Genomic DNA, 12,849 nt, shown 5'->3' on the forward strand with positions numbered 1-12,849 from the left:
AATGCCCGTGAAATCGAGTGCTGCGTCATGACCAATCTTTTGCTCTATCAACGTATTGCTCAACAACTGGCCGAAGACATCCGCCGAGGGGTCTATCAGCCGGGAGAGCGCGTGCCTTCGGTGCGCAAGATGAGCTCGCAGCTCAATGTCAGTCATGCGACGGTGTTGCAGGCGTATGCCAATCTCGAAGATCAGGGGCTGATCCGCGCCCGGCCGCAGTCGGGTTACTACGTGCACCAGACGCCGGCACTCACGGCGCCGACGCCGGACATCGCCCGGGTCGAGCGCCCCGGCCTGGTCACCCGTAGCAGCATCATTCAACAAGTGCTGGTCGAATCCCGTCGTGAAGGTGTCTTCCCGCTGGGCGCGGCGGTGCCGAGTGTCGATTATTTGCCGGTGCGGGCGCTGCATCAGCAATTGGCCAAAGTCACTCGTTTCCATAGCCCGCGGGCTTTCAGTTACATGTTCAGCCCCGGTTTCGAGCCGTTGCGCCGACAGGTGGCGATCCGCATGCGCGATGCCGGCGTGGTGGTCGATCCGTCGGAAGTGGTGATCACCCACGGCTGCGTCGATGCGCTGCAGATGTCCTTGCGCGTGCTGACCCGTCCGGGCGATCTGATTGCAGCCGAGTCGCCGACCTATTACGGGTTGCTGCAACTGGCCGATCTGTTGGGCCTCAAGGTCATCGAGATCCCCAGCGATCCGTCCACGGGCATGAGCCTGGAAGCCCTGCAACTGGCAGCCAACCAGTGGTCGATCAAGGCGTTGGTGCTGACCACCCGGCTGAGTAACCCGTTGGGCGGCACCATGCCTGAAGAGCGGCAGAAGCAACTGCTGCGCCTGGCGTCGGATTTCGATATCCAGATTGTCGAAGACGATATCTACGGTGAGCTGATGTTCGAGCAGGGACGCACCAAATCCCTCAAGGCCTATGACCGGTTGGACCGGGTGATCTATTGCTCGAGTTTCTCGAAAACCCTGTCGCCGGGGGTGCGGATCGGCTGGATGATTGCCGGCAAGTATCAGCAGGAAATCCAGCGCTTGCAGACCTTCAGCACGCATTCAGCGTGTAGCGTGACCCAGATGGGAATTGCCGCTTACCTGGAGAATGGCGGGTATGACCGGCATTTGCGCTTTATCCGTCAGGAGTACCGCAAGAACCTCAGTGCCTTCCAGCTGGCCGTACAGCAGTATTTCCCGGAAGGCACGCAGATGACCCGGCCCACCGGTGGCTTCATTCTGTGGGTCAGTCTGCCGGGGCGGGTCAACACCCAGGAGTTGCACGTGCGGGCATTGCAGCAGGGCATCAGTATTGCGCCCGGGCTGATCTTCAGTAATACCGAGCAATTCAATCACTGCATTCGCCTCAATTGCGGCACGCCCTGGAATCGTGAAGCCGAGCGCGCGTTGATGACCCTGGGCATGCTGGCCACCCAACTCTGCCAGGAGATGGCTGGCAGTTTGTAATAGTCTGCTACTGCGCTTGTCTTGTGGGCTGCAACAGGCGAGCATAGACACCTCTGCCGTTTGCACCCACCGTTGGATACATGAAACCGACTTTTTCTGCCGCCTGGCTTTTGCTCTGCCTGATTGCGAGTATTCAGCCGGTATCCGTCGTTGCCGCCACCGAGCAGGATCAGCAGGCCACCGGCAGTTTCCACGTTGCACCGATAGAAACCGCACCCGTAAAAAAAGCTTCGCCGGCCAAGAAACCGGCGACGTCCGCGAAAAAACGCCCACCCATTGCTTCCAAATCGAAACCGGCCAGCGAAGTGGTAAAGACCGAGCTTCCATCCGCCAAGCTGGACCTGAGCTTGCCCAAGGATATGGTTCAGGAACTCAAGCCGGTCGGAACAGTGCCGTTGTCCAAGCGCGAACCGCTGCTGCCCCAGATGTTCGGTGACAAAAGCGGTAGCAGCCCGTTCCAGCTCAACGGCCGCCTGCTCAGCAATGAAATGCAGCTGCAACTGCGCAATGAAGAGCGCCGTGAGGTTGAAGGCGCGGCACTGGATTTCGAGTTCAAGCAGTAACGCCAGCAAGTTCCGCGAGCCGCAGAACAGACGCTTTGTCGGAGACTGGTCGGTCATGCCCGTTAACGTGGAAAAACCCGCTCGCAGGTAATTTAAAACAACTGTTTTAGCGGGTACTCTGTGTCCCGTCCTTTTACACATTGCTCGTTGCGAGGAGCTTGTCGTCATGAAATGCCGTGAGGGCTGTGGCGCTTGTTGCATTGCCCCGTCCATCAGTTCACCGATCCCCGGTATGCCCAACGGCAAGGCCGCGGGGCAGCGATGCCTGCAACTTTCCGCCGATAACCTGTGCAATATTTTCGGCCAGCCGGAACGGCCGGCGGTGTGTTCTGCCTTCGAGGCCGACCCCGAGGTGTGCGGAAGCAGCAGCGAAGAGGCCATCCGGCTGATTGGCTGGTGGGAGCAAATGACGGCGGCGTGATGTGTGGGCTCGCACCTGCGATCACCTGCGAAAGACCTGAAGGTGATCGCAGGTGCAAGCCCAACGAACGGAACTTCAACAATAAGGAATAAGACTATGAGTTCGCTGCATCGTATGGCTGTGCTGTGTGGTTTGACGGTTGTGCTGGCTACCTCGACGGCCCAGGCCGAAGACTGGAAAATCGCGAAAAACGAAGACGGCATCAAGGTCTCCCTGAGTGAAGTGGCCGGGTCCGATTACAAGGCCTACCAGGGCGTTACGCTGATGAAAACCACCATGGCCAAGCTGCGTGCGTTGCAGGATGACGTGTCCGGAGCCTGCGCCTGGATTCACGAATGCAAAACCCAGAAATTGCTCAAGCACGAAGGTGACCAGAGCTGGACCTACACTCAGTTCAACACCCCATGGCCGGTTACTCCGCGTGACTCGGTGCTGCACATCACCACCACCGAAGGTGCCGATGGCAGCCTGACCCGCAAACTCGAAGGCGTACCGAAATACCTTCCTGAAGAAAAAGGCTTCGTCCGGGTTGCCAAGGTCGACGGTTTCTGGAAGTTCGTACCCAAGGGCGACCAGATCGAAGTGACCTATCAGGTGCACACCGAACCGGGCGGCAGCGTACCGTCGATGGTGGCCAACAAGTTCGTGGTGGATGCCCCGTTCAATACCTTGAAAGCCCTCAAGGAACGCGCCGAGAAGTGACGGTGTGATTCTTTTAAGGTGACTGTAAACGCCCCGGTCGGTTCGGGGCGTTTGCGTTTTTGACAGGGCAGGGGGGGCTTTAATTTGTTACCGGATATGCGTTGCACGAAATTTTCACCACGTCTCCAAGACAATTCGTCAGCTCTCCAGCAACACGCAGCGTATTGCTGAATGCAGGATGAAACAGTCGGGATGAGGGTAGTAATCAATGGCAATGCAGCCGTTGATCGTGCAACATTTGCGCACCGCGCAAACCCCCGGGCCTTGTACGGGCCGAAAAGAGGGCCAGGCGCAGCTGTATTTTTTGAAACTTCAACTTCCAATGGGTCCTAAAACGACATGGCAATCCCGGACGCCCTGAATCAGCAGCGAGCCTTTAGTCGCCTGCTGCAACCGACCGTCAAATCGCATTTGGCCTACACGCTGTTGTGTGCACTGGTCATGATGGTCATGTTCAGCCTGCTGCGCGTCGCGCTGCTGGTTTACAACCGCTCGATGATCCTCGATACACCGGCTTCGACCTTCCTCGAGGCATTCGCCAACGGTCTGCGTTTCGACCTGCGTCTGGTGGTCTATCTCAGTATTCCGTTGCTGCTGTCATTGTTCAGTGTCCGGGCCATGGCCGCACGCGGGCTGTTCCGTCTCTGGCTGACAGTCGTCTCCAGCATTGCGCTGTTCCTGGGCCTGATGGAGATGGACTTCTATCGTGAGTTCCACCAGCGCCTCAACGGCCTGGTCTTCCAGTACGTCAAGGAAGATCCGAAAACCGTGATGAGCATGCTCTGGTACGGTTTCCCCGTGGTCCGCTACCTGCTGGCATGGGCCGTGGGCACATGGATCCTGAGCCTGGCGTTCAAGGGCGCAGACCGTGCGACCCGCCCTCGTGGCCCGTTCAGTGGCGGCAGCATCGGCACTCGCCAGGTTGCGCCGTGGTATGCACGCGTTGGCGTGTTCGTGGTTTGCCTGCTGATTTGCGTCGTCGCGGCCCGTGGCACCTTGCGTCAAGGCCCGCCGATGCGCTGGGGTGATGTTTACACCACAGATTCCAACTTCGCCAACCAGTTGGGTCTCAACGGTACGCTTTCTCTGGTCGCCGCCGCCAAGAGCCGGATGTCCGAGGATCGCGACAATATCTGGAAGGCGACCCTGCCTCAGCCACAAGCCCAGCAAGTGGTGCGTGACATGCTGGTGGTACCGGCCGATAAACTGGTGGATGCCGACACCGCAGCGGTACGTCGCGATTACACCCCGCCGGCCGACAAGACCCTGCCGGTCAAGAACGTCGTTGTGATCCTGATGGAAAGCATGGCCGGTCACTCGGTGGGCGCGCTGGGCGGGCCGGGCAACATCACGCCGTACCTCGACAAACTGTCAAAGGAAGGCTTGCTGTTCGACCGCTTCTTCTCCAACGGCACCCATACCCACCAGGGCATGTTCGCCACCATGGCCTGCTTCCCGAACCTGCCGGGCTTCGAATACCTGATGCAGACCCCGGAAGGCAGCCACAAGCTGTCTGGGCTGCCGCAGTTGCTCAGTGCCCGTGACTTCGACGACGTGTATGTCTACAACGGCGATTTCGCCTGGGACAACCAGTCGGGTTTCTTCAGCAACCAGGGCATGACCAACTTCATCGGTCGTAACGATTTTGTGAACCCGGTGTTCTCTGATCCGACCTGGGGCGTGTCCGACCAGGACATGTTCGACCGTGGCCTGGTCGAGCTCAAGGCGCGGGAAAACGGCAAGCCGTTCTATGCCTTGCTGCAAACCCTGTCCAACCACACGCCTTACGCCTTGCCGACGCCATTGCCGGTCGAGCGCGTAACCGATCGTGGCAACCTGAACGAACACCTGACCGCCATGCGTTACTCGGACTGGGCACTGGGCCAGTTCTTTGAAAAGGCCCGCAAGGAGCCGTACTTCAAGGAAACCCTGTTTGTCATCGTCGGTGACCACGGTTTTGGTAACGAACAGCAGATCACCGAGATGGACCTGGGCCGCTTCAACGTGCCAATGCTGATGATCGCGCCGGGCATCCAGGAAAAATTCGGCCAGCGTGACCACACCGTGGGCACCCAGATCGACATCGTGCCGACCATCATGGGCCGCATCGGTGGCGAAGTGCGCCATCAGTGCTGGGGACGCGATCTGCTTGACCTGCCGGAGGGCGATGCCGGTATTGGTGTGATCAAGCCGTCGGGCAGCGAGCAGACCACGGCTATCCTCACCGCCGACCAGGTTCTGGTCCTGCCGAAGGACAAGGACATGGCGCCGAAGTTGTATCAGTATGAATTGGGTGCCAAGCCTCGCGCCGAAGTCATTGCTGACGCGCCGCGTACCGCCGAGTTGAAACTCAAGCTCGAAGCGTTCCTGCAAACAGCGACCAAGAGCCTGCTGGACAACACCGCGGGTGTCGTTGACGGCACTCCGGACTAAGTATTCAGTCAGGTCTTGCTGCCTGACCTCAGGCAACAAAAAATCAGAATCCGATGCCTGCACAGGCATCGGATTTTTTTATGTTTGCCGGGTGGCGAAGAACCGCAACCAAGGGCAATACCTGTCAACTCTGACAGTAGACACCCTTGGGGTTTGGGGATTTCATACAGGTGCTTCGGGTACCTGATCCAACGTTTGTAACAGCGACGTTGAGAGCGGGCAGTGTCGCAAGGATGAGTGTCTGTCTGTTCCTGTCTCTTTGGCTTTCGAGCCATGTCTTGGTGATGCTGTGGAACCGCACTGGAAGACATTCCAATAGGATCGCCGGGGTTGGCTTTGGCGTTTTTCTGGCCTGCCGCTTCGGTTCAGGTGGTTCGCCGCAGGACATTGAATCAACAGATTTGTCCAGCGGGTTGAAGCACTTGTCTAACGAGTGAGGCTCGCTTCATGAACAAGTCTGTCGGTGTGCTTCGTTTGCTGTGGCTCGCGTGTCTGGTGGCGCTCGCCGCTGTCATCGCGTTGGTGGCGTTCACCAGAACATCAGAGTCAACGCCCTCACCTCAGTCCTGTACCGCACCCGCTTATGCGAAGGACACGCCCTATGAACAAGGGCAACAGGTACAGCACGCCGGCCGACAGTTTGAATGCTGGAAAGACGACGAGGCACCGCTTGGTATCGGCAGTTGGCAATGGTGCAGGCAACCGGCCTATGAGCCACTCCTTCCAACCAACCACTGGAAAGACGCGTGGAAGGACCTCGGTGAATGCGGTGGCTTCGAGGGCAATCGCCTGAAGCTGAACTTTGCCACCCTTGCCGGCAAAGCCCCCCTGAAACCGGCGGTGCCCGGTGTCGCTCGCGCTGATCAGATGGTCACCGGGACTTTGCGCTGCAAGGCCGAAGAAATTTCGATCAGGGCGAAGGCCAGCGAAACGATCCACCTCGATAATCTGAAAGCCTGCGACTACCAATTGGTGATGAACAGCGCCGATGGATACATCCCGCTGAACACGCCACGCATTGTCACGTTCAAGGAGGCGCAAGGGGCAGAGCAAGCCGTGACGGTGACGTATCGCCCACCGGTGGATGTGAGCAAGCTCAGTGGTTTGCCGGGGGTGAAAATCGAGCTGTTTGCCCAGGGGCTTGTTCAACCCAGGCAGATGGCCATGGGCAAGAACGTATTGTATGTCGGCTCCAGTGCAATCCCTTCGTACGTCTATGGCGGAAAAGTCGGCGACATGATCTACGCGTTGCCGCTGGATGGGGCGGGTAAACCGACGGGCATTCATGTCATTGCCAGCGGTCTGGAAGAGCCCCACGGCGTGGCGTATCGCGACGGTGATCTGTATTACTCGACCACGGGTGGTCTGTATCGCTTGCGTAACGCGGACGATCATTACAAAGACCCGAAACCCGAACGGGTCTTCAGCTTTCCGGCAGACGACAACCTGTTTCCCTTGCCCCCTCTGTCGTCCGGTTCCAACACTCGCATCTGGCACATGAAGCACCCCTTGCGCTTCAATCCACTCGATCCATCAGACAAGTGGCTTTATACAGCGGTCGGCATTCCATGCAACTTGTGCATGATTCCTGCCGACAAGCGCTATGGGACGGTCTTGCGCTACTCCCCGGAAACGGGGGCGTCCGAGATTCTGGCCTCGGGGGTGCGTAACTCTGTCGGCTTCGACTGGAACCCCAAGGACGGCAAAATATGGTTCAGCGACAACAATCGCCAAGGCTTCCCCAACCCTGACGAGGTCAACTTTATCCGCAGCCCCGGGTTGCATTTCGGCGTGCCTTATCGGTTTGGCAAGGACACGCCCGGATTCACTCAGGAGGAGTACCTGAACCCGGGTGTGATCCAGCCGCCGCTGGTGCCCGGTGCCATTGTGTCCGACAAGTCGCTCGAGCAGATCAACCCCGCTGATTATGTGCCGGCAGCTTTTGAGTCGGGCACCAACACGGCGCCGCTCGGGGTCAAGTTCTGGTCAGGTTACCCGGCCACCGAGAGGACCCAGCGTTTGCTGGTTGCCGTGCATGGTGCGGGCTCCACTGCCCGTCCAGGCATGGACATACAAATGCTGACCATCCAGGACGGTACGCGCGTGGTCAACCAGATCCCGCTGATCAATGGATTTGTGCAGGACCCGGAACGATTTGATGTCTATTGCCTGGACAGCTCGTGCATTGGGCGCCCCGTCGAGTTTCTTGAACTGGCGGATGGCAGCCTGCTGATCAGCGACGACGTCGCCGGGGTCATCTATCGCGTGCGCTATGACGCGACCGGGTTGCCGCAGACGCAGTTGGCGTTACGTCCAATGCTGTCACCTCCCGGCCTGGAAAACGAAATGATCAGTGGTTATCTGATTGCCCCCGACGGCAATAGTCGACTGGTGCAAATTTCATGGAATCCGTTAAACAATGAGTCCGCGCTGGTTCTCAATGGGTTGGCGTATGGTGAGTATCAGTTGCGCCTCAATGATGTGAAAAACTGGATTCCCGAGGTGCGCAACACAGCGTTAACGCTATCGGAAACCAGCAAGACTCATACGATCAACCTGCGTTATCGCGAGCGGCCGATCAAGCTTGAGGTCAAGGTGACGATCAAGGCACCGACCAGGCCTGTTTCCGTCACCGATGCCCAATGGCACGTCAGCCTGATTAACGAGGACCAGAGTAATGCTGAGCCACAGGTCATAAACATTCCATGGGGCGGGACTACGACGCAGCTCCTCGACTATGGCAAGTACAAGGTTATCTACCCGTTTTATCCTAAGGAAAAACCGCAGCCGGAACTGGAGACGGTGGTGATTGATGAGTCCAGCCAGGACCGGCAGCTGCCACTCGTCACTTACCAGCATGTCGAGAGCCTGGGCGAAACGGTCCTGGCGGGGGCCTGTACCAAGTGCCATGCGGTCGAGTACTTCAACAGCGCGAGTAAGGCCTTGCTCTGGAGCGTGGCGGGTCGGGACGCGTTGGTCAAACAAATCAAGACCATGCCGGTTTCAGGGCATTGCGACACCACCTGTGCGACTGAAATCAGTAATCACTTGTTCGACGTCGTCTGGAAACCTTACCTGGATCAGGACGAATCCTATGGCGCGCGGCAGTTGCGATTGCTGACGCCAGATGAGTATGCCGCCACCGTCCTGGACATTCTGGGGGTTGAAGTCAATCCCGAGAAGCTGCCGGCCGACAAGTCCGAAAAAGACTTCAAGTACCCTGGGGAAGCGAACATGGGCGTTCTGCAGGCAGAGGACGTCAAACTGTTTTACGACATGGCATTGTCGGTGGCAGAAAAGGTTTCGCCGTCGCGGTTGAGCGCGCTGGCAACCTCCCGGGCAGGCACCGATCTGGTCACCTCCCTGGGCTATCAGTTGTTCCGACGGCCTGTCACTGACGCCGAGCGGTTGCGTTACCAGAAAATCCTCGACGAGCAAGGGGCGCCGGCTGCAATCACCGCTCTGATGATGTCGCCGAACTTTCTCTATCGCTCGGAGTTGGGAGTGGAGTCAGCATCGGCAAGCAAGGTGTATCAGCTCACACCGTTCGAGGTAGCCACTGCGCTCTCTTACGGGTTCCTGGGCACGACGCCGGATGTTGAGCTGCTGGCCAAGGCGCAGCGCAACGAACTGCAGACCTCACAACAGATCGCTGCAGAAATTCAGCGAATGATGCAAACCGATCGCGGCATCGAGCAGTTCAACCGCTTCGTCAGCTATTACGTCAAAACGGTTCGAGGCGTCCAGGAAAAACCGGGACTGACCAGGCACATGATTGAGCTCATGACGCAGGAGCAGTATCTGCTGAGCAAAAATATGCTGCTGGGTTCCGGCACCCTGAACGAGTTGTTCAACCCCGGCTACACCTATTTGAATCAGGACCTGGCCGCGCATTATGGCATCAGCGGTGTCACGGGCAGCACGATGCAAAAGGTCGTGGTGGACGAAAAACGGGGAGGGTTGTTGCATCTGGGGCTGACTCAAGCTGCCACGTCAGACTTGGTGAGCACCTCATTGGTCAAGCGTGGAATCATGATTCGTGAGCAGATGTTCTGCCGTGAGTTCGGTGCCCCGGTGGAGGCCGATCCGACAGAACCGGTTTATCCGCCTCGCGCCATTACCACCCGTGAGCATTGGGACCTGGTCAACGGCGAGCAAGCCTCAGGTGGACGCTGCTGGCAGTGCCATCAATACATGAATGACACAGGGTCGTCGATGGAGCATTACGACGCGGCTGGTCGTTATCGCACTCAGGAAAAGGCCCACAACTATAACCAGTATCCGCAGATGTTGCCGATCAAGGCTTCCGGTCCGTTCATCAGTTTGGCCGGCACCGAGCAGGTCGATGATGTCCGGGATGTCGCAAGAATTGTCTCGCGTAACCCGGCATCACAGTTTTGCATGGCCGACAGTTACTTCCGGTTTGTGTTTGGCAACAAATCGGATGAGTCGACCTCCGGGACAGTGAAGGCGATTGCCGATGGCTTGAAAACTTCAGGCTCCCTGGCAGAAATGTTGCGAACCCTGGGGACTTCCAAGGCGTTCATCTACAAAACCGAGAGGAATTGATCATGGGCATTTTGAAAAGTCGTCGGCGTTTTCTCGCGGGCCTGGCTGCGGCAGGTGTCTTCGGTCCTCTGACTCAATTCGGTTTGGCGCGCATGGCTTTGGCCGGGCAAACACAGCAAGCCAAGTTGAAGGTTGTATTTGTGGTGGTCCCCGACGGACTGGCGGTGGACTCCTACAATGGCGGTGCTTTTGGTGATGGGCGCGGATTGTGGCACCCCACTGCACAGGGGACGGATACCACGGCCTTTACGCTCAATGAAGTCAGTTCAGAGCTGGCCGCCTATCGCAACCAGTCGTTGTACCTGCGCGGGATTATTCTGGGGCCGGGGAACGTGGGTCATAATGGCTGGAACTGGGTATTGCGTGATAGTCAAAAGAGTCAATCGTCTATTGATGTGTTGCTGGGGCAAGCGCTGCCGGGCACTGAGCCGTCCCACCGAAGTCTGTTTGCCGGCCCCCACGCCGGAGTCGATGGAACACCCTGGTTTGTGTCGTTTCAGGGAACTGCGATTCGTACCCCCTACCGTGATCCAATGCTGATGGCTGAATCATTGTTCAAGTCGCCCGCTCAGACTCGGCGCGCACTACAGCCCGGGGCCGGTGCGCTGCTGGAGGCATCCCTGGTGGATATCCGGGAACTCAGAGCCAGGCTTTCTACCGCAGAGCGGCAAAAGCTTGATACCCATCTCGACTCGGTGGAGCAGGTCATCAAGGACCTGGAGGAAACACGGCCGCCCGTGGGGGCATGTGAGCCGGTGACACTCGAGCCTCTGGATTACAGATCGGCAGCGCACCGCACCCGCATTCAGGCGGATCACCACAAAGTGGTAGCCACCGCCTTGGGTTGCGGGATAACCCGGGTCGCCACCCTTCAGATCGGGCGCTCGGCGGAGTCGCTCAATATCGTTGATGTCAGTCCCGAGAGAAATCCCCACGATTGTGCTCACCGTCGCTCCGGGCAAGAACTCTGGAAGGGAACACGGCAATGGTACGTTCGGCAGGTCAAACTGTTTATGGATGAACTGGCCCGGTACCAGGACCCGCACGTGCCCAGCGACAATCTGCTCCAACATACACTCGTCGTACTCACCAGCGAGATGGCCGATGGATCCCCTGAGCACATGATCGATATGCCGATGTTGTTCATGGGGGGGGCGAGCGGATTGTTGAAAAGCGGGGACGGTTCGGGACGGTACTTCAACATTACGTCGCAATTCGATCAAGAGCACCACGCAGGGAACCCGGTAATCGGCCAGAAATTCGTCGACATGCAGCGTATCTGGGCAACCGTAGCCAAGGCAGCCGGAACCAGCGTGCCTTACGGCGGCAATATCAATCCCCTCAGCGGGATATTCACTAACGTGTGAATCCGAACAACGATGCCAGTCAGATTGACTGGCATCGTCTTTTTCGCTGGTTTCTATCTGCTTGTCAGACTTTCATATCTTGCCGAGCAAGAGCAGGATCAACAGCACCACCAATACGACGCCGATGATTCCGGATGGGCCGTAACCCCAACTTCTGGAGTGCGGGAAGACCGGTAAACCCCCGATCAGTAACAGGATCAGAATGATGATCAGTATTGTGCCCATGTCTTTTTCCTTGTCGAAAATGCAGTGAAATGACCATGCCAATCAGGTCAGCGGGAATGAAGTAAATTCGAGCTGCTTAAAAATTCCGACTCATGCGACTGCAGGAAAATTCCAAGTTTTTTTGAAGTATTTCGGACAGGTTCTTATTTCTTTTGTGATGGCCTTAGTTGCTTGTGGCGCGCCCGCGGTTTGCTCGGGCCATTCAGCAATCTGATGGAGCGTGGGTCGGGCAACTTCCTTCGCTACACTCGATGCATCTTCCGAGAACAACAAGGCTGTTTGCTATGCAAAATCGCATGATGATCACTGGTGCAGGCTCTGGCCTGGGTCGCGAAATCGCGCTGCGCTGGGCGCGTGAAGGCTGGCAACTGGCCTTGTCGGACGTCAGCGAGCCCGGTTTGCAGGAAACCCTGAAGTTGGTCCGTGAAGCCGGTGGCGATGGTTTTATCCAGCGCTGCGACGTGCGCGACTACAGCCAACTGACGGCGTTCGCCCAGGCCTGTGAGGTCAAGCTCGGCGGCATCGATGTCATCGTCAATAACGCGGGTGTGGCCTCTGGCGGCTTCTTCAGTGAATTGTCCCTGGAGGACTGGGACTGGCAGATCGCAATCAACCTGATGGGCGTGGTCAAGGGCTGCAAGGCTTTCCTGCCGCTGCTGGAGCAAAGCAAAGGCAAGATCATCAACATCGCGTCCATGGCCGCGCTGATGCAAGGCCCGGCGATGAGCAACTACAACGTGGCCAAGGCGGGTGTGGTGGCGTTGTCCGAAAGCCTGCTGATCGAGCTGGCGCATCAGGAAGTCGGCGTACATGTGGTGTGCCCGTCGTTCTTCCAGACTAACCTGCTGGACTCCTTCCGCGGCCCGACCCCGGCCATGAAGGCCCAGGTCGGCAAGCTGCTGGAAAGCTCGCCCATCAGCGCCGCCGACATCGCCGACTACATCTACCAGCAGGTCGCTGCCGGCGAGTTCATGATCCTGCCCCACGAACAGGGCCGCATGGCCTGGGCGATCAAGCAGAAGAACCCGCAATTGCTCTACAACGAAATGACCGTCATGGCCGACAAAATGCGCGCCAAGGCCAGGCAATCCGCAAGCTGATC

The 12,849-nt window shown here is 58.0% G+C and carries 9 protein-coding genes; 8 read left to right on the forward strand and 1 reads right to left on the reverse strand.

The window, feature by feature from the left end:
* Positions 1-27: 27 nt before the first annotated feature.
* The 7 genes from ACXX83_RS03720 to ACXX83_RS03750 all read left to right on the forward strand — a co-directional run bounded on the left by ACXX83_RS03720 (position 28) and on the right by ACXX83_RS03750 (position 11,522).
* Positions 28-1,467 carry an aminotransferase-like domain-containing protein gene (locus ACXX83_RS03720; protein ID WP_458547595.1) on the forward strand — a complete coding sequence of 480 codons (1,440 nt, stop codon included), beginning with the start codon at positions 28-30 and terminating at the stop codon, positions 1,465-1,467.
* Positions 1,468-1,547: 80 nt separating this feature from the next.
* Positions 1,548-2,030: a translation initiation factor 2 gene (locus ACXX83_RS03725; RefSeq protein ID WP_458547596.1), complete on the forward strand. Its 483-nt coding sequence runs from the start codon at positions 1,548-1,550 to the stop codon at positions 2,028-2,030.
* Positions 2,031-2,196: 166 nt separating this feature from the next.
* Positions 2,197-2,451 carry a YkgJ family cysteine cluster protein gene (locus ACXX83_RS03730; protein WP_007973695.1) on the forward strand — a complete coding sequence of 85 codons (255 nt, stop codon included), beginning with the start codon at positions 2,197-2,199 and terminating at the stop codon, positions 2,449-2,451.
* A gap of 96 nt (positions 2,452-2,547) precedes the next feature.
* Complete coding sequence (locus tag ACXX83_RS03735; RefSeq protein ID WP_217837498.1) at positions 2,548-3,153, forward strand: START domain-containing protein; 606 nt, start codon at positions 2,548-2,550, stop codon at positions 3,151-3,153.
* Between the two features lie 339 nt (positions 3,154-3,492).
* Entirely contained in the window at positions 3,493-5,586 is a 2,094-nt protein-coding gene (locus ACXX83_RS03740; RefSeq protein WP_015093954.1) for an LTA synthase family protein, read from the forward strand.
* Between the two features lie 447 nt (positions 5,587-6,033).
* Positions 6,034-10,155, forward strand: coding sequence for a DUF1592 domain-containing protein (locus ACXX83_RS03745; protein WP_458547597.1), 4,122 nt, complete (start codon positions 6,034-6,036; stop codon positions 10,153-10,155).
* Positions 10,156-10,157: 2 nt separating this feature from the next.
* Complete coding sequence (locus tag ACXX83_RS03750) at positions 10,158-11,522, forward strand: DUF1552 domain-containing protein (protein WP_458547598.1); 1,365 nt, start codon at positions 10,158-10,160, stop codon at positions 11,520-11,522.
* Positions 11,523-11,594: 72 nt separating this feature from the next.
* Here the strand turns inward: ACXX83_RS03750 and ACXX83_RS03755 are convergent, their stop codons facing one another.
* Positions 11,595-11,747, reverse strand: a complete 153-nt coding sequence (locus ACXX83_RS03755) for a DUF3309 family protein (RefSeq protein ID WP_018606531.1) — start codon at positions 11,745-11,747, stop codon at positions 11,595-11,597.
* Positions 11,748-12,031: 284 nt separating this feature from the next.
* On the opposite strand from ACXX83_RS03755, the gene ACXX83_RS03760 reads away from it, so the two are divergent.
* A complete protein-coding gene (locus tag ACXX83_RS03760; RefSeq protein ID WP_095966328.1) occupies positions 12,032-12,847 on the forward strand; it encodes an SDR family oxidoreductase in 816 nt (271 codons plus the stop codon).
* Positions 12,848-12,849 lie beyond the last annotated feature (2 nt).

Source organism: Pseudomonas sp. GNP012 (assembly GCF_054343835.1).